Raw genomic sequence first — 21,523 nt, forward strand, 5'->3', positions numbered from 1 at the left:
AAAACCTTTTATTTCGCCGATTCGACAGAAAGGATTGTTAGCGCTACCACAACCAAGCGCTAGGTTCGATCACTCCCCCCAAGCGTTCGATCGGATCGGATCACTCTGCATGAGAAGAATCATCACGGCCCTCCTGCTCATCGCGGGATCACTCGTTTTAGGCGCTCCCGCGCAGGCTGCCCAGACCATCGGATACCCCACCTTCAACGGCCCGTCGATCCCGGCCGCGCCCGGTTCGTACACGACCGGCAACATGATGCAGGCCATCTACGACTTTGAGAGCTCGGGCACGGACTTCTGGATGGACCGGCTGCTGGCCCGCCCCGGCAACGACCCGGCCGGAACCTGGCTCATGTCCCGGGGACGCGCCCTGTTCATGAAGACCCACACACCGGGCACACTCGGCTTCGCCGGCCAGGTGGCGTACTGGGAGAGCATCAGCAACAACAACGCCTACACCGTCGCCATCACCCCGGGCACCTTCGCCGAGCAGGTCAACTCCCGCTGGCAGGCGCCGAGCTACTGGAAGAGCGTGCACACCAGCGGCTCCATCACGGTGAACCAGACGAAGTTCATCACCAACAACAACGTCGCCGTGACGAACCTGTCGATCACGAACGGCGGCTCCAGCTCGACCACCCTGCAGCTGCGGGCGACCTCCCCGTACGCCACCTCAGGGAGCGGGAGCGAGCTGACCGGGCAGGTCAACGCCTACAACAACCTCACCACGATCTATCCCCGGCTGACCGGTGACGGCTTCACCGTCTCCAGCGGCGGCCTGAACAGGTCCGTGACGATCCCGGCCGGAGGGACCGTGACCGCCAAGGTGGTCATGGGCTTCGTCACCAACGAGATCCCCGAGTCGCGCACCGAGTATGACGCCTACGCGGGATACACCAACGCCACCGCCTTCGCCACCCACGTGCGGGCCTACAACCTGTGGTGGGCGCAGAACGTGCCCTACATCGACGTGCCCGAGCCGGCCATCAAGAAGAACATCTACTACCGCTGGTGGCTGATGCGCTTCAACAACCTCGACGCCGACATTCCCGGGCAGACGTTCCAGTTCCCCACCTCGACCGAAGGCGTGCTGGGCTACAACAACGCCATCGCGCTCACCCAGCCCATGCACATCGACGACCTGAAATACCTGCGCAACCCGATCTACTCCTACGGCGACTGGCTGAGCGTCGGGCAGATCTCCAAGAACGGCCGCTTCCTCGACAATCCGGGCGATCCCGAGAACTGGTCCAACAGCTACACCCAGTACATCGCCGAGGCGGCGTGGAAGAGCTACCAGATCCACGGCGGCCAGCCGGCGATCGCCGCCAACCTGGCGCGCTACGCCGAGGGGGACGTCAAGGGCCAGCTGTCGTACTACGACCACGACAACAACAAGCTCATCGAGTACGACTGGGGCGCCCTGACCGGCAACGACGCCGACGCCGTCTCCTTCCACTGGAAGCCCGGCAACATGGACCGCGCCGAGTCGGCCTACCAGTACAGCGGCGCGCTGGCCGCCGCGCAGGCGTACGAGGCGGTCGGCAACACCGCCAAGGCCACCGAGATGCGCACGCTCGCCACGCAGATCCAGAACGCCATCGTCAACGTGCTGTGGAACCCCAACCGGCAGCTGTTCGAGCACCGGCTGAAGTCCACCAACGAGTGGGTGCCGTGGAAGGAGATCAACAACTACTACCCGTTCGCCGTCGGCGCCGTCCCCAACACCGCGACGTACAAGCAGGCACTGCGCCTGTTCGACGATCCGGCGCAGTATCCGATCTTCCCCTTCTACACCGCCAACCAGGCCGACAAGGCGGCCTCGGGCACCGGCAGCAACAACTTCTCCACGATCAACTCCACCGTGCAGTTCCGCCTGCTCTCCTCGGTGTTGCGGAACTACTCCAACTCGTGGATCGACGCGACCTGGTACAAGAAGCTGCTGTACTGGAACGCCTGGGGCCAGTACATCAACGGCAACACCCAGTACCCCGACGCCAACGAGTTCTGGGCCGACTGGAACGGCTCCTCGATCACCTACCGCTCCTGGATCCACCACAACATCCTGGGCAGCAGCAACTGGACCGTGATCGAGGACGTGGCGGGGCTGCGCCCGCGCAACGACGCGAAGGTGGAGCTCTCGCCGATCAACATCGGCTGGCCCAACTTCACCGTCAACAACCTGCGCTACCGCAACGCCGACCTGACCATCGTCTGGGACGACCCGGCGGACGGCGTGGTCCGTTACCCGGGCGTGCCCGAGGGCTACTCCATCTTCATCAACGGCAGCAGGGTCGCCACGGTCAACTCGCTGGTGCCGTTCACCTGGGACCCGGCCACCGGTGACGTCACCACGAGCGGCACGGTCACCTATCACGTGTCCTCGCCCGGGCTGCAGGCGCCCGCGCAGGTGACGCAGAGCAGCGCGCGGATGGTGGACCTGCTGGCCAAGGCCGGGGTCGACCTGACCGCCAACCTGACCAACCTGGCCTCCGGGGCCAGTGTTTCGACCTCCTCCACCGCCTCGGGCAGCACCGCCGCGGGCGCGGTCGACGGCTTCCCGATCAACGAGCCGTTCTGGGGCGGCACGGGCGCCGGCCAGGACTGGTACGAGGTGAACTTCGGGGCGGCCCGCACGCTCAACGAGGTCCGGCTCTACTTCAAGGACAGCCGCCCGGCCAGCGCCACCTACCGGGCACCCGCCTCGTACGACATCCAGTACTACAACGGCAGCGCCTGGGTCAGCGTGCCCAGCCAGGCCAAGAGCCCGTCGGCGCCACGGGCGAACTACAACGTGGTGCAGTTCCCGGCGATCAGCGCCCAGCGGGTACGGGTGCTGGCCACCAACGCCTCGGGGGCCAAGACCGGGCTCACCGAGATCAAGATGTTCAACCGTGGCGGCACCCAGCAGCCACCGAGCGGCAACATGGCCGCCTCGGCGACCCCGTCGGCGTCGAACACCTCCTCCTGGGAGAGCGTCGCCGCCGTCAACGACGGGATCGACCCGCCCTCCTCCAACGACACGGTGAACCCGCGCTGGGGCTGCTGGCCGGAGACCGGGCAGCAGTGGGTGGACCTGACCTGGTCCTCGGCCCAGAACCTGAACAAGGCGGAGGTGTACTTCTTCGACGATGACGAGGGCATCGACATGCCCGCGTCCTGGAAGCTCCAGTACTGGAACGGCAGCGCCTACGTCGACGTGCCCGGCGCGAGCGCGTACGGGCTGGCCAAGAACCAGTACAACACCGTCACCTTCACCGCGACGAACACCACCCGCCTGCGGGTGCTGATGACCGGCAACGGCACCAGCTCCGTCGGCCTCCTGGAGGTCAAGGCGTACGGACCGTGACCGGCGGGGGCGTGCCTTCCGGGGCACGCCCCCTTCCGACCTCCGGCAGGGCATCCCGCTGAGCTGCGTGGCCCTCGGTCTGGCAGTCGCCGCATGGCCGTTTCCTACAAGACCGGGGCGCGGGGCCGGGCCATCATGAACGTATGGACATCGATCTTTCCGTGGCCGCCGACTTCATGGCCACTCACGCACGGGTCCTGGACCGCCGCCGCTTCCAGCTCCTGACGGGCGAGCGCGATCCGGCCGCCGCGCTGGCCGCGCTCGACGGCTACCGCAATCCGGACGGCGGCTACGGCTGGGGTCTGGAGCCTGACCTGCGCTCGCCCGAGAGCCAGCCGGGGGCCGCGCTGCACGCCTTCGAGGTGTTCGAGGACGTCGCGCCGGCCGCCTGCCCGCGGGCGAGCGAGCTGTGCGACTGGCTGGAGTCGGTCACGCTGCCCGACGGCGGGCTGCCGTTCGCCCTGCCCCGCGCCTCGAACGCCGGCAACGCCCCCTGGTGGGCGGGTGCCGACAGCACGGTGTCCTCGCTGCAGATCACCTCCGTCACCGCGGCCGTCGCGCACCGCGTCGCCGCCCACCTGCCCGACGTGGCCGCGCATCCGTGGCTGGAGCGGGCCACCCGTTACTGCCTGGACACGATCGCCGCCCTCGACCGGCGGCCGCCCGCGTACATACTCGCCTTCGCGCTGCGCTTCCTGGACGCCGTGCACGACACCCACCCGGAGGCCGCCGGGCTGCTCGACCGGCTGGGGGCCTACCTGCCGGCCAGCGGCCAGGTGCGCGTCGAAGGCGGCACCGAGCACGAGATGCTGCGCCCGCTGGACTTCGCGCCGCTCCCGGACCGTCCGGTGCGGGCCCTGTTCACCCCGGAGGTGATCGAGGCCGACCTCGACCGCCTGGCCGGGATGCAGAAGGACGACGGCGGCTGGACCGTCGACTACGCCCAGATCTCACCGGCGGGCGTCCTGGACTGGCGCGGTTACGCGACCGTCGGCGCGCTCGGCATTCTGCTCCGCAACGGGCGGGTCTGACGGTGGGTGCGGGCGAGCAGGTGGGTGGGTTTGACGGCATGTACGGGCGGGCTGATCGCCCCGCCCCGGCTTCCGCGCACCGGTAGGCTGCTCCGCACTGCGGTGACGTATCCCCTGTGCAATGCTGCGCTGAATGTGCCAGAAGTGAGCAGCTCCGGACTCTTGACAGGAGCGTTGGTGCTCGATTTACTCCGAGGAACGCCGGAATCGAGCACCGGCCCAAGAGGTACGCCTAGCCGGTAAGTGGCCACCGCCACAAGCCCGGACTAAGTCGCCAGGATCGCTGTCAGCGTCCGAGGCGGGGACGTACCCCCTATCGTCTGGAGATGCGACGATGAGCCCCACCCGTAGATGCTTAGGTGCTGCCGTGGCCCTTTCGGCCGCGTTGGTCGCCGTCCCCTCAGCCGCCTCGGCGGCCGCGGTCACCCTGCCCCCGGTCCATGCCGGGTTCGACTACCAGATCGGCGGCGCGTACACGCCGCCGGCCGGGGTCACCGTGGTCAGCAGGGACCGGGGCGCCGCGCCCGCCGCGGGGCTGTACAACATCTGCTACGTCAACGCCTTCCAGGTCCAGCCGGGCGAGGAGGCCGATTGGGACTCCGACCTGCTGCTGCGTGACGCCAACGGCAAGGTGGTCATCGACGAGGACTGGGGCGAGGCGCTGCTCGACCTGCGGACCGACGCCAAGCGCAAGCGGGTCGCCGCGAAGGTGAACGGCTGGATCGACGGCTGCAAGGCCAAGGGCTACCAGGCCATCGAGCCCGACAACTACGACAGCTACACCCGCTCGAAGAAGCTGCTGACGGCCTCGAACGCCCAGGCCTACATCCGGCTGCTCAGCACCCACGCCCACGCCCAGGGCGTGGCCATCGCCCAGAAGAACACCTCGGAACTGGCCGGATCGCGCGTCGCGAACGGGCTCGACTTCGCGGTCGCCGAAGAGTGCGGCACCTGGGACGAGTGCGGGGACTACACGGCGGCGTTCGGCAACAACGTGATCGTGATCGAGTACACCGCGTCGGGCCTGAAGAAGGCGTGCTCCGGCTGGGGCACCAAGCTGAGCATCGTCCAGCGCGACGTGGACGTCTCGCCCAAGGGCGCCAGCGGATACGTCCGCAAGACCTGCTGAACGGTCTTCTTCTGACCCACGGTATTTGGAGGTAATGATGGAGCGCGTTGCCCCACCGCCCTCCCGCCGGGACGTGCTGCGCGGCGGGTATGCCCTGGCGCTCACGGCGGTGGCGGGAACGGCGCTGGCCGGGTGCGCGAGCGGCGCCGGCGACGGTGTCGGCGCCGACGGGCGGGTCACGATCGAGCTCTGGCACGGCCAGACCGACACCGCCAAAGAGGCCATGGCGCGACTGGTGGCCGACTTCGAGCGCGCCCACCCCGACATCCGGGTGGACATGGGCGGGGGAGTGCTGGCCGACGCAATGCTGCAGAAGATCACCGCGGCTCTCGCGTCCGGCTCCTACCCCGACATCGCCTATATCTTCGGCTCGGACCTGGCGAACGTCGCACGTAGCCCGCAGGTGGTGGACCTGACCAGCATGGTCGAGTCCGGTCCCACGCCGTGGAACGACTTCTGGGCGCCGGCGCGGGCCGCCGTCATGATCAACGGCCAGGTACGCGCGGCTCCCGCGCTGCTCGACTCGCTGGCCGTGGTCTGCAACAAGAAGGTGTTCCGCGACGCCGGGGTGCCGCTGCCCCAGCCGGGCTGGAAATGGCCGGAGTTCATCGAGACGGCCAAGCGGCTGACCGACGCGAGCCGCGGCCGGTTCGGCACGGGCTGGCCGGGCGCGGCCGACGAGGACACGGTCTGGCGGCTGTGGCCGCTGATCTGGGACCTGGGCGGCGACGTGATCGGCAAGGACGGGCGCGGCATCGGGTTCGCCGACGCGGGCGTGCGGGCTTTGCAGGTGGTGGAGTCGCTCGCCAAGGACAAGAGCGTCTACATCGACCCCAAGCCCGGCAGCGAGCAGATGTACCAGGTGTTCCTGTCCGGCCTGATGGGGATGTCGGTCACCGGCCCATGGCAACTGCCCGACATCCAGACCGCCAAGATCGACTATCAGGTGGTGCCCCTGCCCACCTTCAGCGGGCGGCCGATCACGATCTCGGGCCCCGACACCTGGACCATGTTCGACAACGGCGCGGCGCGCGTGAAGGCCAGCCGTACCTTCCTGACCTGGCTGATGCAACCCGCGCAGGACGTGCGCTGGGACGTGGAGGCGGGCAGCCTGCCGCTGAGCCGCCCCACCCAGCAACTGCCCGCCTGGCGCAAGCAGGAGGCGGAGACCGAGGGCCTGCCGGTGTTCGTCAAGACGCTGGAGACGGCCCGGGTACGCCCCACGCACCCCGCCTACCCGCAGATCTCCCAGGCGCTCGGGCAGGCCGTCATCGCCGTGCTGCTCGGCAAGAGCACCCCCGCCGAAGCGCTGCGCACCTGTGCCGAAGAGGCCAACGCCGCCCTGCTCATCCCGCGTTGAGGAGCCTCGCATGTCGTCTCTGCCCACCCCCATCACCATCTCCGGCCACGAACTGCGGCAACGGGCCCGGCGCCAGGCCCGCCGCCAGGAATCGGCGACCGCCTGGACGTTCATCACCCCGGCCGTCCTGATCATCCTCGGGCTCAGCATCGTGCCCACGGTCTGGTCGTTCCTGCTGTCCTTCCAGGCCGACGACCTGGTCACGCCCAGCCGCTGGGTGGGGCTGGACAACTACTACGCGCTGACCAAGGACCCGCACTTCGGCCAGGCCGTCCGTAACACGCTGCTCTACACGGCCCTGTACGTACCGCTCAGCATCGTGCTGGGACTGGCGCTCGCCCTCGCCCTGAACCGGCGGATCAGGTTCGTCGGCCTCTACCGCACCCTCTTCGTCGTGCCGTTCGTCATCTCGGCCACGGCACAGGGGACGCTGTTCTCGTTCATCCTGGACCCGCAGTTCGGGGCGGCCAACTCGGTGCTGCACTGGCTCGGTGTCTCTCCCCAGGGGTTCTTCACCGACCCCGCCCAGGCCCTGCCCGTCCTGGTGGCCGTCAGCTTGTGGAGCGGCCTCGGGTTCTGCGTGGTGGTGTACCTCGCGGCCCTCCAGGACGTACCGCAGCCGCTGATCGAGGCGGCGCGGCTGGACGGCGCCGGGCGGTGGCACCTGCTGCGCCACGTCACCCTGCCCACGCTCACGCCGGTCAGCGTGTTCCTGGTGCTCTGGCAGACCATCAACGCCCTGCAGGTCTTCGACCTGGTGTACGTGACGACCAAGGGCGGCCCGCTCGGCGCTACCACGGTGATCGTCTACTTCATCTGGGAGCAGGCGTTCAAGAACTTCACGGCCGGTTACGGAGCCGCCGCCGCATACGTCCTCGCCGTGGCCCTGTTCGTGATCGCCGCCGGGTTGCGCGTGATCCGCGGCCGCGAGCGCCAGCGCCTCGAAGGAGCCACCCGATGACGGCGACCGCCACCACCCAACGCCGGGCCGCGCACGCGGGCGTGAGCCGTCCGGGCCGCGCGTGGCGGCTGCCCTTCAGCCCCTGGCACCTGCTGCTGGCGCCGCTCGCGCTGATCTTCGCGATCCCGCTGATCTGGCTGCTGATCAGCTCCGTGATGACCAACGCGGAGATCAACCGCTTCCCGCCCGCGCTGTGGCCGTCAGGGATCAACCTGGGCGGTTACAAGTACGTGCTCAACAACGCGCTGTTCCCGCGCTGGTTCCTCAACTCGCTGATCGTCTCCGGTGTCGCGGTCGCCTCCAACCTGGTGTTCGGCGCGCTCGGCGGCTACGCCTTCGCCCGCATGCGGTTCTTCGGCTCCCGCGTCCTGCTGGTGCTGATGCTGGCCACGATGGCCATTCCGTTCCAGCTGACGATGATCCCGACGTTCCTGGTCATGAAGAGCTTCGGGCTCATCGACACGCTGGGCGCGCTGATCGTGCCGTCGCTGGTCACGCCGTTCGCGGTGTTCCTGCTGCGGCAGTTCTTCCTCTCCCTACCCAGGGAGCTGGAGGAGGCCGCCTGGATGGACGGCTGCTCGCGGCTGCGGGTGCTGTTCCGCATCGTGCTGCCGCTGTCGCGGCCCGCGCTGAGCACCGTGGCGATCCTGACGTTCCTGTCCACCTGGAACGATCTGACCTGGCCGCTGATCGCCATCAACCACGACACCCAGTACACCCTGCAACTGGGCCTGGCCACCTTCCAGGGCAAGCACCACACGCAGTGGGCGGCGGTCATGGCCGGGAACGTCATCACGGTCCTGCCGGTGCTGCTCGCCTTCGTCGGCGCCCAGAAGTCCTTCATCCGGTCCATCACCTCCAGCGGCCTCAAGGGCTGAAACCCATCTCCAGCTACAGGAAGTCCATGTTCGACCTGCTTGTCATCGGTGACGCCAACCCCGACGTCATCCTCGGCCCCCTGGACGCCCCGCTCGCCTTCGAGCAGCGCGAGCAACTGGTCGGCGCCGGCGCGCTCACCCTCGGCGGCTCCGCGGCGATCATGGCCTGCGGCGCCGCGCGCCTGGGCCTGCGCGTCGCGTTCGCCGGGCGCGTCGGCGACGACGACGCCGGCCGCTACGTCCGCGACGCCCTGAACGCTCGCGGGGTCGACACCGAGGCGCTGCGCGTGGATCCGGCGCGGTCCACCCCGCTCACCGTCGTGCTCACCCGCGACGGCGGCGACCGCGCGATCCTGACCGCGCCCGGCACCCTGGCCGCCACCGGCGGCGACGACGTGCCCGAGTCGCTGCTGGCCGCCACCCGGCACGTGCACGCCGCCTCCTACTTCCTCATGCCGGGCCTGGCGAAGGCGCTGCCCGGCCTGTTGCGCACCGCGCGGGCCCACGGCGCCACGACCTCGCTCGACACCAACGACGACCCGGCCGGGCTGTGGGATCCGCCGGGGCTGGCCGCCGTACTCGCCGAGACCGACATCCTGCTCCCCAACGCGCACGAGGCCCGCAACCTCGCGCGCTCCCAGGACGCGTCGTTGGAGGCGACCGCCGCCGCGCTGGCCGCGCGAGGGCCGCTGGTGGTGGTCAAGAACGGCGCGGACGGCGCCCTCTGCCACGACCGACGCACGCTCATCACCACCCGCGGCATCACCGTCACCCCCGTGGACGCGGTCGGCGCGGGCGACAGCTTCGACGCCGGCTTCATCGCCGCGACCCTGGCCGGACTGCCCCCCGCCCGCGCCCTGGACCTCGCCGCCGTCTGCGGCGCCCTGTCCACCCGTGCCCAAGGCGGCACCCCGGCCCAGCCCACCTGGGATGAGGCCGTCGCACACGTCCCCAGCAAGGATCAGCAGCCGACATGAACACCCCGAAGATCGCATTCATCGGCGCCGGGAGCGTCGTCTTCACCCAGGGCCTCCTGGCGGACCTGTTCGCGTTCGCCGAGCTGAAGGAGGCCCGCATCGCCCTGCACGACATCGATGCCGAGCGCCTGAGCACCGCCACGGCCGCCGCCCGGCACATCGCCGCCGAGCGCGGGGCGAGCCCGCGGATCACCGCGCACGCCGACCGGCGCGAAGCGCTCACCGGCGCCGACTTCGTCATCAACATCGTCCAGGTCGGCATGGGCGAGGCCACCCGCACCGACTTCGAGATCCCCGCCCGGTACGGCGTGCGCCAGACCATCGGCGACACCCTCGGCGTCGGCGGCATCTTCCGCGCGTTGCGCACGTTCCCCCTGCTGAAGGCGCTGGGCGAGGACATCGCCGCCGTCTGCCCCGAGGCGTGGCTGCTCAACTACACCAACCCGATGGCGATGAACGTCCAATACCTGGCCGAGGCCACCGGGCTCACCCGCGTGGTGGGGCTGTGCCACTCGGTCTACTGGACGATGCGCGACCTGTCCGACCTGGTGGGCGTGCCGTTCGAGGAGGTCACCTACCGGGCCGCGGGCGTCAACCACCAGGCGTGGGTGCTGCGGTTCGAGCACGACGGCGTCGACCTGTACCCCCGGCTCGACGCCCTGATCGCCGCGGACGAGCAGCTGCGCCGCCGCGTCCGCGTCGACATGTACCGGCGGCTGGGCTACTACCCGACCGAGACCAGCGAGCACTCCTCCGAGTACGTGCCCTGGTACCTGGGCCACGACAGCGAGATCGAGCGACTGCGCCTGCCCATCGGCGCCTACCTGGACATCGTCGACGAGAACGTGGCCATCTACGAGCGGACCCGCGACGCCCTGGCCGCCGGAGAGCCGCTGCCGGTCGACGGGACCATGGAGTACGCCCCGCAGATCATCCACAGCATCACCACGGGCACGCCCAGGACCATCTACGGGAACGTGCCCAACCACGGCCTGATCAGCAACCTCCCCGCCCGGGGGACCGTCGAGGTGCCCTGCCTGGTCGACGCGATGGGCGTGCAGCCCACCCGCGTCGGCGAGCTGCCCCCGCAGCTGGCCGCGCTCAACCGCACCTACCTCAGCATGAACGACCTGGTCGTACGGGCCGCGCTGGAGGACGATCCACGCCACATCCGCCACGCCGCCATGACGGACCCGGCGACCGCCGCGGCCCTGCCCGTGGAGCGGATCTGGGAGCTGTGCGACGACATGGTGCGGGCCCACGCCGACCGCCTGCAGCCCGCCCTGCGCGCCACCCTCGGCTGAACCTGCCGCCTTTTCATGACCGTCGGCCCCCCGAGCTCAGGACAGTAGAAGTCAAGATCCTCACGCGTCTTGAGCTCGGGCCCCCGGTGATCGATCATCAACGGCAGTGCTGCTCCCTCGATCGGGAAGGATCTTCATGATTCGCCGCGTACTGCTGGCCGTACTCCTCGCCCTCGCCACCCTCACGACCTTCACCAGCGCTCCCGCGTACGCCCGAGCCTGCGCGCTCGGCTACCACTGCGTCACCACGTACTACTCGGACTCCAGCTGGACCACGGTGGTGGGCGCCATGTACGAGGACTGTGAAGGCGCCGAGTCCAGATGGGGCTCCCGCTCGATCTACAAGGACTTCGTCGAGACCCCCTGCTGAACCAGGCACCCTGGCCGGGTGGCTTCAGAAGGTGAAGCCGCCCGGCCGTCCGTTGCGGTCGGCGAGCAGGCCGGCCAGTGTCGCGACGGCGATCTCCGGTGGCGTGCGCGAGCCGATGTTGAGCCCGATCGGCCGGTGCACGCGGGCGATGTCCTCCTCCGGCGCGCCCAGCTCGGCCAGCGCCTGGAGATAGGGCGCCGGATGGCGCGGGCTGCCCATCACCCCTATCCACCGGCACTTGTGCGCGAGCAGCTCGTGCAGCACAGCGGCGAGTTCGGGACGGTGGTGGTCGGTGAGCACGATGTCCGCGGTGCCGTCCAGGTCCGCCGGGGGCGTGGTGACGACCTCGAACCCCTCCGGAGCGGCGGCCCGGCCGGGGTCGGGCTCGAAGAGGATCCCGCGGAATCCCAGGTCGGCGCCGTAGCGCAGCAGGTAGTCGGCGACCGGTGAGGCGAACACGGCGACGAGGGTGCGGCCTTCGGCACCGGCCGTCGCCTCGCCATGGGCGACGTCACAGAGCGCGTCCGCGTCATGCGAATGGGCCATGCCAGCAGTCTCGCACGCGATCGGATCGGCGTCGCCCGAGGCCGGTCCGCTACGCGCAGGCGGATAAATCGGAGCCGTCCAAGATCGATCCGCTACGTATAATCGGGTGAAGCCGAGTCCACTACCGCGGACTCATCAACCGTTTTCCAAAGCTGGGGGCATGACCATGGCAAGCATTCTCCCGACGGTACGAGGTCTCGCCGGGGTCGCCCTCGTCGCGAGCGGTGTCGCGCTCGTCCCGGCGCCCGCCTCCGCCGCCGCCCAGCACCGCGCTCCCGCCGCCGCCCAGCACCGCCTCGCCGACACGTACCCGAACTACGCCGAGCTCGCCGCGAACGAGACCGAGGGCACCGACTACCGGCGCGTCAAGCGCTTCCCTCAGGGCGCGAAGGTGGCGCACATCGCCATCCACGGGGGGAGCATCGAGGCCGGCACGTCCCAGCTCGCGGATTACAGCGCCCAAGCGAGCCAGGCCGCCTTCTACGCGTTCGAGGGCATCAAGTCCACGGGCAACGGCACCCTGCACATCACCGCCAGCCGGTTCGACGAGCCGCGGGCGCTCACGCTGCTGTCCCAGGTCGACCGTACCGTCTCCTGGCACGGCTACTCCGACAGCACCGAGGCGAGCACGTACGTCGGCGGCCGGGACACGGCGCTGGTCGAGCGGGTCACCGCCGGGCTGCGCGCCGCCGGGTTCACGGTGGCGCGGGAAATCCCGGACGGTCTCGACGGGTCGAGCCCGGACAACATCGCCAACAAGAACCGCCGCGGCAAGGGTCTTCAGCTGGAGATCAGCAGCGCCCAGCGGAAGCGGTTCTTCGCCGACGGCGATCTCACCCGAAGCTCGATCGAGAATCCGGCCAACCGCACCAAGGCGTTCTACGCCTACACCGCGGTGATCAACAAGGCCCTGAACGGCTGATCGGAACGGCGGATTCGGCCGTCCGCCGGGATCGGGGCGGGCCGGTCCGTCGGCACTCGTCACGCCGGGGGAGCGGCGCCATCAGGTGACGGGGACGATCTCCGTCGACACCAGGCGCCCCTCCTCGATCACGAGCAGCCCGATCGTCCCGTGCGGCTGGCGGCGACGGTCGGTCGGGGAGCCCGGGTTGAAGATCCGCAGCCCGTCCTCGTGATGGTCGAGCGGGATGTGCGAGTGCCCGAACACCACCAGCTCGGCGTCCGGGAAACGCCGCCGCATGCGCTCCCACCGCCCCTTGGCCGAACCGCTGTCGTGGATCATCGCCACCCGGAGCCCGGCGAGCTCGAGCTCCAGCGTCTCGGGCGCGTCCACATCAGGTCCGTCGTTGTTGCCCTTCACCGCGTGAACCGGCGCGTACGCCGCCAGCTCGGCCAGCACCGCACCCGTGCAGACATCGCCCGCGTGCAGGATGACGTCGGCCCCCCGCAGTTGCGCGGCCACCCGGTCCGGGCACGACTTCCAATGCCGAGGGGCATGGGTGTCGGACAGGACCGCCACTCTCATACCCGCGCCTCCCAGCGCACCTCGCCGTCCTGCCACCGGTCGGTGGGGCGCAGTCCGACGGAGGCGGCGACGGCGGCCGAGGCGGCGTGGTCGGGGTGGATGTGCGCGACGATCGTGTCGATCTCCTGGCCCGCGATCCAGCCGACCAGCGCCTTGGTGGCCTCGCCGGCCAGGCCCCGGCCCTGCCAGGGGGTGCCGACCACCCAGGCGAGCTCGGCCGTGCGGCGGTCGATCGTGGCCTGCACGTAGCCCACCAGAGCGTCGTCCTCGCGCAGCTGGATCACCCAGTTGCGCCAGCCGGCCGGCCCGGCGACCAGCCGCTCGTAGCGGCTGCGCAACTCCTGCGCGGTCGCGGGCGCGCCGCCGATGAAGGCGTGCAGGGCGGGATCGGCGAGCACGACGGCCATCTCGTCCGCGTGCTCGGCCCGCAGGGGCAGTAGGACCAGCCGTGGGGCTTCGATCATGTCCATACGCTCACGATATCCGGGCTGTTCGAGGGCCGATCCCCAGGCTTATGATGCGCTCGACACGCTCCGGGGCGGGGGGTAGTGGATGGCCGATGAGGTGACGCGGCTGACCGTGCATGTGGTCGACGGCGGCGCGGACGCGCAGGAGCTGGAGCGGTTGACGGCCGGGCTGCGCGGCGAATTACTCGAACTCGACATACTGGACGTCGCGCCCGAGACCGGAGAGCCGCCGCCGGGCGCCAGGGCGATCCTGTCATTTGCCGTGGGCGGCCTGGTCATCTCACTGGCGGGCATGGACCTGCTCGCGGCGGTCGTGAACGCGGTGACGGCCTGGCTGCAGCGCGATCAGAACCGCTCGGTCAAGCTCGGCGTCGACGGCGACCTGCTCGAACTGACCGGGGTGCCGTCCCGCGAGCAGCGGCGGCTCACCGACGAGTGGCTGCGCCGGCGCACCGGCCGCGGCGGTGAGCGCCCGCTGAGCGGCACGCGGATGGCGCTGATCGTGGCGAGCGACGAGTACGCCGATCCCGGGCTGCGGCGGCTGCGCGCCCCGTCGCTGGACGCCCAGGCATTGGCCCGCGTGCTGGGAGACCGGCGGATCGGCGGGTTCGATGTCCGTACGATGCTCAACGCGACCACGCAGGACATCAACGAGGCGGTGGAGGAGTTCTTCGCCGACCGCGATCCCGACGATCTGCTCCTGCTGCACTTCTCGGGTCACGGCGTCAAGGACGAATCCGGCGAACTGTACTTCGCCACGCCCACCACCAAGCTCAACCGGCTCGCGGCGACCGCGGTGCCGGCCGAGTTCGTCAACCGGCGGATGAGTCGCAGCCGGTCGCGCCGCATCGTCCTGCTGCTCGACTGCTGCTACGCGGGCGCCTTCGCGCGCGGGGCGCTGCCGCGCGCCGGACTGGGCGTCGACGTCGAGGAGCAGTTCGGCGGGCGCGGTCGCGTGGTGATCACCGCGTCCAACGCCATGGAGTACGCCTTCGACGGCACCGAACTGGCGGACACCCAGGAGCTGTCGCCCTCCGTCTTCACCAGTGCCCTGGTGGAAGGGCTGGAGAGCGGCGAGGCCGACCGGGACTCGGATGGCTATGTCGCCATCGACGAGCTGTACGACCACGTCTACGACAGCGTTCGGCGCGCCACACCCAGCCAGACACCGGGCAAGTGGACGTTCGACGTGCAGGGCGACATGTACATCGCCAGGAGAGCGCGGCCCGTCAGCCGGCCGGTGTCACTGCCGGAAGAACTCCAGCACGCGATCGACCACCCGATCGCCAAGATCAGGGCCGGTGCGGTCGGGGAGCTGGAACGGCTGCGCCACAGCAGGCACGAAGGGTTGGCCCTGGCGGCACGGCTGGCTCTGGAGGCGCTGGCCGACGACGACAGTCGACTCGTGTCTGGGGCCGCCACCAAGGCCCTGGGCGCGGCGGCCACGACTCCCGGGGTCGCGAAACGGGCCAATGGGCCGGCCGAACCTGTCGGGGCAGCCCACAAGACACCGAAGCCCGCGACACCCACACCACTCACGCCCGCGCCTGCGCCACCGACTCCTGCGCCACTCACGCCCGCGTCACCGCCACTGACACCGACGCCCACGCCACCGACGCCTGCGCCACCGACGCCTGCGACACTCACGCCTGCGACCAGCACAGTCGTCCCCGCCGCGCCCGCGTCACCGGCGGCCAGGTCGTCGCGGTGGCCCGTTCTCGTGCGGGTGTTGGCGCTGTTGGCGGCCCTGTTGCTGGTCAGCACGCCGATGAGCGCGCTCGCCACGCCGATCGCCTCGATCTGGCTGGCGCTTCTGGTGACCGCCGCCGTCCTGGTCGGCCTGCTGCCGCCCGGCCGCCTTGAGCGCGATGTGGCCGCCGGCGCCACGTTCGGGCTCGCCGCCGTCTACCTCGGCGAGCTGTCCGTCTTCTCCTGGGCACGGGGACCACAGCTCGTGACCGGATGGCTGGCCTCCGCCGCGGGCGTCCTGGTGCTCGCGGCCGTGCTGTTCGAGACGACATCCGCCGCCCCCCGCCGGTGGAGATTCCTCGACCGGGTCGCGGCGGTCCTGGCTCTGGCCGCGATCACCGCTCATCTCGCCGACCCCGAAGACATCACGCGTGGTCCCGGGGAGACCGCGATATGGATCGCCACGGTCGCCCTCGCCGGCGGCTTCGTCGTGCTGGCCGTCCTCCACCTCGTCCGTCACGCGCGCCAGGGCCTGCCGTGGGTCCCGCTGGCGCTCGGGCTGGCCGCGACCTTGCTGGTGACGTATGACCTGGTCGAGGTGTATCACCAGACCACCGGCAGGAATCAGATGGCCGCCGCCTACCAGCCCGCTCTGCTCGTGATGCTGCTGATCGCCGCGTTGTCGACGCGTCCACGACCGTACCTCCTGGCCGCCGCGCGGCTCTCGGTGATCGTCGGGCTGCTGTACGGGGTCGGTTATTACTACAACTCCTTCCCCAATTTCTCCCGGTGGGGGCCGGAAACTCTGGGGATGGCTCCGACTCAGCCGGCGCGACTGCTGGTCCTGTCTCTCGCGGCGGTCTGCGTCGCGGTCGGTGCCTATATGAGCCGTCCGAGCGCCACAACGGAACGCGAACCGGCGTCTGACCCGAGGAGATGAAAGGATCGGAGCTTGGCGCCGGCCGCCGCCGATGGCCGGGCGCGGAAAGGTATGGGAAGAAATGGCTCCGAGGGTCGCGACCGCCAACCGTGTCGAACTGCCCGAACTCCTTGATTTCCTCCGTCCCAGGCATCACGGCCTGCTGTCGACCACCCGTGCCGACGGTCGGCCCCAGCTCTCGCCGGTGTCCTGCGGGGTGGACGAAGGCGGCCGGATCGTGGTGTCCACCTATCCTGATCGGGCCAAGACGCGCAACGCCCGCCGTGACGAGCGGGCGTCGATCTGCGTGCTGTCCGACGACTGGGACGGCCCGTACGTCCAGGTCGACGGGCGGGCCGAGGTGCTGGACATGCCCGAGGCGCTCGACGCGCTGGTGGACTACTACAGGTGCATCTCCGGCGAGCACCCCGATTGGGATGACTATCGGGCCGCCATGGAGCGGCAGGGCAAGTCCCTCATTCGCCTCCATATCGAGCGCTGGAGCCCGATCGCGACCGGCGGATTCCCGGCCCGTCTGGCGCTCTGACCGGATCAGCGCTGACCGGATCAGCTCGGGCGGGATCAGCTCGGGCGGGATCAGCTCTGACGGGATCAGCTCTGACGGGATCAGTTGAGAGGCCGCAGCGCGACGACCGCGCGCGGCGCCAGTGTCACCGTGCCGTCGGCCGTGGACCCGGTCAGCAGGTCCTCGGCCGGATAGGGGATCGGCACGCGCCGCGTCTCGTCGCCGTGGTTGAGCACGAACAGCACAGGTCCCCGGCGTACCGCCTCGACGCCGGGCGGCAGCTCGGGCAGGGCCCCGGTCACGTCCGCGTCGGCCAGCACCCGCGCGGTCAGCTCGGCCAGCCCGTCGGCCTCGGGCACGGTCGCCACGTACCAGGCGACGCCCGCGCCGCTCTCGTGCCGTAGCATCGCCGGGCGGCCGGCCAGGTCGCCGTCGGCGAACGTGGCCACCGGCTCGGCGCCCTCGGCGGCCATCAGCTCGGTCCAGATCCGCGCGGTGAAGCCGGTGCCATCAGCCCAGTGGCAGCGCACCGGCCGGTCCTCCGGCGCGGGCAGCCACTCCTCGCCGGACGCGCCCAGCACCTCGCGCAGCGGCGCGGGGAAGCGGCCGGTACGGACGTGCCCCCGCGGGTCCGCCACCCCCGAGAAGGGGCCGACCAGCAGCACACCGCCGCGGTGCACGTACTCGGTCAGGGACGCGGCGTCCCCGTCGCTGATCAGGTAGAGGTTCGGCACCACGGTTAGCGCGTACCCGGTGAGGTCCGCGGACGGCGGCACCAGGTCAACGGTCACGCCGCGCTCCCACAGCGGCCGGTAGAAGCGCAGGAGTTGGTCGGGCAGGGTGAGCCGGTCACTGGGCCGGCCGCGTTCCTCCAGCGCCCACCAGCTGGCCCAGTCGTGCACCATCGCCACCTTGGCGGGCACCGGTGCGCCCGCCACCGAGGCCAGCCCGCGCAGCTCGTTGCCGTGGGCGCGGACCTCGGCGTGCAGCCGGGTCTCCGGCCCCGCGTGCGGCACCATCGCGGCGTGGAAGCGCTCGGCCCCGAACCGGGAGGCCCGCCACTGGAAGTAGCACAGCCCGTCGGCGCCGCGGGCGAGCGCCTGCAACGACTCCAGTCGTAGCTGTCCTGCCGGTTTGGGGAGGTTGTGCGGGCGCCAGTTCACTCCGTTCGTGGCCTGCTCCATCAGCAGCCACGGACGCCCGCCGCCGAGTGAGCGGGTCAGGTCGTGGGTGAGCGCCGAGCGGGCGGGGGAGAGCGGGTCGGCGGGGTCGGGGTACCAGTCGTTGGAGACGATGTCCTCTTCTGGCGCCCACGCCCAGTAGTCGACGGGCTTGAACAGACCCATGAAGTTCGTGGTGATGGGCACGTCCGGGGTGCGCTCGCGCAGGATGTCGCGCTCGGCGCGGTAGTGCGCGAGCAGCGCGTCCGAGCAGAACCGCCAGAAGTCCAGCTGCTGTGTGGGGTTGATCATGTACGGGGCGCGGCGCGGGGTGATGATCTCGGCCCACTCGCCATAATGCTGGCTCCAGAAGCTGGTGCCCCACGCTTCGTTCAGGGCGTCCAGGTCGCCGTAGCGCTCCCGCAGCCAGGCACGGAACGCCGCCGCCGTGTCACCGCAGTGGCAGACCTGGCCGTACTCGTTGCCCACGTGCCACAGCGCCAGCGCCGGGTGCCCGGCGTAGCGGTCGGCGAGGTCGGTGACGATGGCCAGCGCCTTCTCCCGGTACGCCGGGGACGACGGGCAGAACTGGTTGCGCGAGCCGTACCAGAGCCGGTGGCCCGACTCGTCCACGGGCAGGGTGCGCGGCCAGCGGTGGCCCAGCCACGGCGGTGGCGAGGCGGTCGGGGTGGCCAGGTCGACCGCGATCCCGGCCGAGCCGAGCAGGTCGAGCACCCGGTCCAGCCAGCCGAAGTCGCGCGCGCCCGGCTGCGGCTCGATCCGCGCCCAGCTGAACACGCCGACGGTGACCAGGTTGACCCCGGCCGCCCTCATCAGCTCGACGTCCTCGATCCAGACCTCTTCCGGCCACTGCTCGGGGTTGTAGTCGCCGCCGAAGAGCAGTCCGCGTCCGGCGGTGAGGGTGTGCGTGCCCAGTCGCGGCGAGGCCGTCAGATGCCTGCTCCGTCGCGCCGGGCCCGAGCCTAACGAAGTCATTCCACTCCGGCCTGGGCGGCTCGGCGCAGCGGCGGGCCGAGACGAGTTGGTGAAAACGTTTCGCAAAAAATCTATGGCCCGGTTTGCGGATATGTCAACGTCTTTAGGTGATGCGTCCTAAATGTCCAGTCAGGCGGCGTGCGAGCCGCCTGACCTGGCCCTTGTCCTTCCGCGCGCTTGATGGCATCCTGGCCGCCTGAAGGTGACACGTGTAGACCTCGGTCTAGAAGGAGCTAGGGGATGAAGTTCTTCAGGGTGGTTATCGCCACGACAGCCCTGGCCGGCGCCCTGGCCGCCTGCGGCTCAGGTGGGTCGGGCGGGTCGGGCGGCGCGAGCCAGGCCGCCGACGCCTCGGGCCCGATCCAGTTCGTCGGCCCCGAGGACCCCAAGACCTTCGCCCCGGTCATCGCCGGGTTCGAGGCCAAGAACCCGGGGACCAAGGTCAACTACACCCAGGTCCCCTTCGACCAGCTCAACAGCGTGCTCCAGCAGCGCCTCGCGGCCAAGGACGACTCGATCGACGTCTACACGGTCGACCAGCCGCGCGTCGCCGCGCTCGCCACCCGCGGCTTCCTCGCCGATCTGACGGACCTGACGGACAAGGCCAAGAGCGCCGCCCTCCCCGGGCAGTACGAGGTCAACGTCTTCAGGGACAAGCTGTGGGCGCTGCCCATCTGGACCTCCGACCAGTTCCTCTTCTACAACACCGAGCTGCTGGAGAAGGCGGGCGTCCAACCGCCGCCGAGCGACCCGGCCAAGCGGTGGACGTGGGAGCAGACGGTCGAGGCCGGCAAGAAGGCGCAGGAGAAGGCCGGCGCCCAGTGGGCGGTCATCCCCGAGCAGATCGAGCAGTTCTACCAGCTGCAGAGCCTCGCCGAGTCGCTGGGCGGCGGATCCGGGATCACCGGCCCCGAGATGCTGACGCCCGCCATCACGACCGACGGCTGGCTCAAGGCGATGACCTGGTACCACGGCCTGTTCGCGAACAAGCTGGCCCCGCGCGGCGTCGGCTCCTTCCAGACCTCGCCGCTGTTCAGCGAGGGCAAGGTGGCCTTCTTCGCCGGCGGCCCGTGGGACGTGGGCACGTTCGCCGCGGCCAAGGGGCTGAAGTGGGGCGTGGCGCCGTACCCCTACTTCCAGGGCGGCAAGCCGGTGACCCCGACCGGCTCGTGGTCGTGGGGCGTCAACCCGGCCTCCAAGAGGCAGGCGGCGGCGAAGAAGTTCATCGAGTACGCAGCGCTCGACCCCGAAGGCAACCTCCAGACCACGCAGAACACCACGATCATCCCGTCCAACAAGGCGGCGTTCGACAAGTACGTACCCCTGCTCGACGCCAAGGCGAAGGGCGTCGGCGAGATCATGAAGTACGACGCCCAGAACACGGCGGTGGCGCGGCCCAGGTCGGTCGGCTACATCCAGTTCGAGGACATCATGACCAAGGCGTTCGCCGACATCCGCAACGGCGCCGACCCCAAGGCCCGGCTCGACCAGGCGACCCAGGAGATCACCACCGCCTGGAAGCAGCTTCGATGAAGGTCGCGCTGGCCTTTCTGGCGCCCGCGCTGGTGGCGCTGCTGGCGCTCCGGCTGATCCCCGCGGGCATCGCCATCGGCAGCAGTATGCGGCACACCAGCCTGGTTACCGGTGAGACGTCGTTCGTCGGCCTCGGCAACTACGCGACGCTGTTCGACGACCCGACGTTCCTGCAGAGCGTCAAGGTCACGCTGGTGTTCAGCCTGATCGTGAATCCGCTGCAGATCGCGGTCGCCCTGGCGCTGGCGGTCCTCTACACGCGGAAGTTCGCCGGGGTGCGCTTCCTGCGCTCCCTGGTGATCCTGCCGATCGCGGTGCCGCCGGCGGTGTCGGCGGCCATCTGGAGCGTGGCCTACCGGCCCGACGGGATGCTCAACGCCGTGCTGCACGTGCTGGGGATCCCGCAGCAGCCGTTCCTGACCTCGCCGCAGCAGGCGCTGTGGTGCCTGATCGTGCTGCTGTCGTGGATCGGGGTCGGCTACTGGATGATGTTCCTCATCGCCGGCATGCAGGACATCCCGCGCGCGCTCTACGAGGCGGCGGCCATCGACGGCGCCTCGTCCTGGGCAAGGTTCTGGCACGTGACGCTGCCGCTGCTGCGCAGGCCGCTGGCGTTCGTCCTGGTGGCCGACACGGTCTCCAACTTCCTGGTCTTCGCCCCGGTCCAGATGCTGACCAACGGCGGCCCGCAGGGCTCCACGAACGTCACCATGTTCGACATCTTCACCCGCGCCTACAGCGTCGGCGACCTCAACCTGGCCCAGGCCGAGGTCATGCTGCTGGTGCTGGTCGTGCTCGCGGTCGTCATCGTCCAGTTCCGCCTGCTGCGCGCCAAGGACTGA

At 70.0% G+C, this 21,523-nt stretch carries 18 protein-coding genes; 14 read left to right on the forward strand and 4 right to left on the reverse strand.

Translation table 11 applies throughout. The annotated features are described in order from the left end of the window. Nucleotides 1–109: 109 nt before the first annotated feature. The 9 genes from AB0J16_RS08155 (at nucleotide 110) to AB0J16_RS08195 (ending at nucleotide 11,359) form a co-directional block, all read left to right on the forward strand. The gene (locus AB0J16_RS08155; RefSeq protein ID WP_358535886.1) at nucleotides 110–3,349 is read left to right on the forward strand and encodes a hypothetical protein; all 3,240 of its coding nucleotides are present in this window, start codon (nucleotides 110–112) and stop codon (nucleotides 3,347–3,349) included. Between the two features lie 143 nt (nucleotides 3,350–3,492). Beyond that, nucleotides 3,493–4,380, forward strand: coding sequence for a hypothetical protein (locus tag AB0J16_RS08160; protein WP_358535888.1), 888 nt, complete (start codon nucleotides 3,493–3,495; stop codon nucleotides 4,378–4,380). Nucleotides 4,381–4,747: 367 nt separating this feature from the next. After that, nucleotides 4,748–5,509 (forward strand): endo alpha-1,4 polygalactosaminidase, encoded by a 762-nt coding sequence (locus AB0J16_RS08165; RefSeq protein ID WP_358535890.1) that lies wholly within the window; start codon nucleotides 4,748–4,750, stop codon nucleotides 5,507–5,509. 34 nt (nucleotides 5,510–5,543) lie between these two features. Then, nucleotides 5,544–6,869 carry an ABC transporter substrate-binding protein gene (locus AB0J16_RS08170; RefSeq protein WP_358535892.1) on the forward strand — a complete coding sequence of 442 codons (1,326 nt, stop codon included), beginning with the start codon at nucleotides 5,544–5,546 and terminating at the stop codon, nucleotides 6,867–6,869. Between the two features lie 10 nt (nucleotides 6,870–6,879). Continuing rightward, entirely contained in the window at nucleotides 6,880–7,830 is a 951-nt protein-coding gene (locus AB0J16_RS08175; protein WP_358535894.1) for a sugar ABC transporter permease, read from the forward strand. After that, nucleotides 7,827–8,708, forward strand: a complete 882-nt coding sequence (locus AB0J16_RS08180) for a carbohydrate ABC transporter permease (RefSeq protein WP_358535896.1) — start codon at nucleotides 7,827–7,829, stop codon at nucleotides 8,706–8,708. Before AB0J16_RS08175 ends, AB0J16_RS08180 begins: the two co-directional genes overlap by 4 nt. 26 nt (nucleotides 8,709–8,734) lie before the next feature. Continuing rightward, entirely contained in the window at nucleotides 8,735–9,685 is a 951-nt protein-coding gene (locus AB0J16_RS08185; protein WP_358535898.1) for a carbohydrate kinase family protein, read from the forward strand. Then, the gene (locus AB0J16_RS08190; protein ID WP_358535900.1) at nucleotides 9,682–10,989 is read left to right on the forward strand and encodes an alpha-glucosidase/alpha-galactosidase; all 1,308 of its coding nucleotides are present in this window, start codon (nucleotides 9,682–9,684) and stop codon (nucleotides 10,987–10,989) included. Before AB0J16_RS08185 ends, AB0J16_RS08190 begins: the two co-directional genes overlap by 4 nt. 136 nt (nucleotides 10,990–11,125) lie before the next feature. After that, nucleotides 11,126–11,359, forward strand: coding sequence for a DUF6289 family protein (locus AB0J16_RS08195; protein ID WP_358535902.1), 234 nt, complete (start codon nucleotides 11,126–11,128; stop codon nucleotides 11,357–11,359). A 24-nt stretch (nucleotides 11,360–11,383) separates the two neighbouring features. On the opposite strand, the gene AB0J16_RS08200 is transcribed toward AB0J16_RS08195, so the two are convergent. Further along, on the reverse strand, nucleotides 11,384–11,905 hold the full coding sequence (locus AB0J16_RS08200; protein WP_358535904.1) for an XdhC family protein: 522 nt from the start codon (nucleotides 11,903–11,905) through the stop codon (nucleotides 11,384–11,386). Between the two features lie 166 nt (nucleotides 11,906–12,071). Between AB0J16_RS08200 and AB0J16_RS08205 the strand changes: the two genes are divergently transcribed. Continuing rightward, the gene (locus AB0J16_RS08205; RefSeq protein WP_358535906.1) at nucleotides 12,072–12,827 is read left to right on the forward strand and encodes a poly-gamma-glutamate hydrolase family protein; all 756 of its coding nucleotides are present in this window, start codon (nucleotides 12,072–12,074) and stop codon (nucleotides 12,825–12,827) included. Between the two features lie 81 nt (nucleotides 12,828–12,908). Here AB0J16_RS08205 and AB0J16_RS08210 read toward each other — a convergent pair whose 3' ends face one another. Both AB0J16_RS08210 and AB0J16_RS08215 read right to left on the reverse strand, forming a co-directional pair. Further along, nucleotides 12,909–13,391 carry a metallophosphoesterase family protein gene (locus AB0J16_RS08210; protein ID WP_358535908.1) on the reverse strand — a complete coding sequence of 161 codons (483 nt, stop codon included), beginning with the start codon at nucleotides 13,389–13,391 and terminating at the stop codon, nucleotides 12,909–12,911. After that, the gene (locus AB0J16_RS08215; RefSeq protein ID WP_358535910.1) at nucleotides 13,388–13,861 is read right to left on the reverse strand and encodes a GNAT family N-acetyltransferase; all 474 of its coding nucleotides are present in this window, start codon (nucleotides 13,859–13,861) and stop codon (nucleotides 13,388–13,390) included. The genes AB0J16_RS08210 and AB0J16_RS08215 overlap by 4 nt, the downstream gene beginning before the upstream one ends. 82 nt (nucleotides 13,862–13,943) lie before the next feature. Here AB0J16_RS08215 and AB0J16_RS08220 point away from each other — a divergent pair, with 82 nt between their 5' ends. Further along, nucleotides 13,944–16,487 (forward strand): caspase family protein, encoded by a 2,544-nt coding sequence (locus AB0J16_RS08220; RefSeq protein ID WP_358535912.1) that lies wholly within the window; start codon nucleotides 13,944–13,946, stop codon nucleotides 16,485–16,487. 61 nt (nucleotides 16,488–16,548) lie between these two features. Beyond that, nucleotides 16,549–17,013 carry a PPOX class F420-dependent oxidoreductase gene (locus tag AB0J16_RS08225; RefSeq protein ID WP_358535914.1) on the forward strand — a complete coding sequence of 155 codons (465 nt, stop codon included), beginning with the start codon at nucleotides 16,549–16,551 and terminating at the stop codon, nucleotides 17,011–17,013. Between the two features lie 80 nt (nucleotides 17,014–17,093). On the opposite strand, the gene AB0J16_RS08230 is transcribed toward AB0J16_RS08225, so the two are convergent. Continuing rightward, nucleotides 17,094–19,148: a beta-galactosidase gene (locus AB0J16_RS08230; protein WP_358535916.1), complete on the reverse strand. Its 2,055-nt coding sequence runs from the start codon at nucleotides 19,146–19,148 to the stop codon at nucleotides 17,094–17,096. A 240-nt stretch (nucleotides 19,149–19,388) separates the two neighbouring features. Between AB0J16_RS08230 and AB0J16_RS08235 the strand changes: the two genes are divergently transcribed. Beyond that, nucleotides 19,389–20,681, forward strand: a complete 1,293-nt coding sequence (locus AB0J16_RS08235) for a sugar ABC transporter substrate-binding protein (RefSeq protein WP_358535918.1) — start codon at nucleotides 19,389–19,391, stop codon at nucleotides 20,679–20,681. Further along, complete coding sequence (locus AB0J16_RS08240; RefSeq protein WP_358535920.1) at nucleotides 20,678–21,523, forward strand: sugar ABC transporter permease; 846 nt, start codon at nucleotides 20,678–20,680, stop codon at nucleotides 21,521–21,523. The genes AB0J16_RS08235 and AB0J16_RS08240 overlap by 4 nt, the downstream gene beginning before the upstream one ends.

Origin of the sequence: Nonomuraea sp. NPDC049750, assembly GCF_040659625.1 — a bacterium.
Lineage (GTDB): Bacteria > Actinomycetota > Actinomycetes > Streptosporangiales > Streptosporangiaceae > Nonomuraea.

What these genes read in the sequence shown, in the direction of transcription:
- AB0J16_RS08205 (WP_358535906.1), top strand. Translation starts at nt 12,072, where the DNA reads ATGGCAAGCATTCTCCCGACGGTACGAGGTCTCGCCGGGGTCGCCCTC.
- AB0J16_RS08215 (WP_358535910.1), bottom strand. Translation starts at nt 13,861, where the DNA reads ATGGACATGATCGAAGCCCCACGGCTGGTCCTACTGCCCCTGCGGGCC.
- AB0J16_RS08195 (WP_358535902.1), top strand. Translation starts at nt 11,126, where the DNA reads ATGATTCGCCGCGTACTGCTGGCCGTACTCCTCGCCCTCGCCACCCTC.
- AB0J16_RS08230 (WP_358535916.1), bottom strand. Translation starts at nt 19,148, where the DNA reads ATGACTTCGTTAGGCTCGGGCCCGGCGCGACGGAGCAGGCATCTGACG.
- AB0J16_RS08235 (WP_358535918.1), top strand. Translation starts at nt 19,389, where the DNA reads ATGAAGTTCTTCAGGGTGGTTATCGCCACGACAGCCCTGGCCGGCGCC.
- AB0J16_RS08190 (WP_358535900.1), top strand. Translation starts at nt 9,682, where the DNA reads ATGAACACCCCGAAGATCGCATTCATCGGCGCCGGGAGCGTCGTCTTC.
- AB0J16_RS08200 (WP_358535904.1), bottom strand. Translation starts at nt 11,905, where the DNA reads ATGGCCCATTCGCATGACGCGGACGCGCTCTGTGACGTCGCCCATGGC.
- AB0J16_RS08180 (WP_358535896.1), top strand. Translation starts at nt 7,827, where the DNA reads ATGACGGCGACCGCCACCACCCAACGCCGGGCCGCGCACGCGGGCGTG.
- AB0J16_RS08185 (WP_358535898.1), top strand. Translation starts at nt 8,735, where the DNA reads ATGTTCGACCTGCTTGTCATCGGTGACGCCAACCCCGACGTCATCCTC.
- AB0J16_RS08220 (WP_358535912.1), top strand. Translation starts at nt 13,944, where the DNA reads ATGGCCGATGAGGTGACGCGGCTGACCGTGCATGTGGTCGACGGCGGC.
- AB0J16_RS08175 (WP_358535894.1), top strand. Translation starts at nt 6,880, where the DNA reads ATGTCGTCTCTGCCCACCCCCATCACCATCTCCGGCCACGAACTGCGG.
- AB0J16_RS08240 (WP_358535920.1), top strand. Translation starts at nt 20,678, where the DNA reads ATGAAGGTCGCGCTGGCCTTTCTGGCGCCCGCGCTGGTGGCGCTGCTG.
- AB0J16_RS08155 (WP_358535886.1), top strand. Translation starts at nt 110, where the DNA reads ATGAGAAGAATCATCACGGCCCTCCTGCTCATCGCGGGATCACTCGTT.
- AB0J16_RS08225 (WP_358535914.1), top strand. Translation starts at nt 16,549, where the DNA reads ATGGCTCCGAGGGTCGCGACCGCCAACCGTGTCGAACTGCCCGAACTC.
- AB0J16_RS08160 (WP_358535888.1), top strand. Translation starts at nt 3,493, where the DNA reads ATGGACATCGATCTTTCCGTGGCCGCCGACTTCATGGCCACTCACGCA.
- AB0J16_RS08210 (WP_358535908.1), bottom strand. Translation starts at nt 13,391, where the DNA reads ATGAGAGTGGCGGTCCTGTCCGACACCCATGCCCCTCGGCATTGGAAG.
- AB0J16_RS08170 (WP_358535892.1), top strand. Translation starts at nt 5,544, where the DNA reads ATGATGGAGCGCGTTGCCCCACCGCCCTCCCGCCGGGACGTGCTGCGC.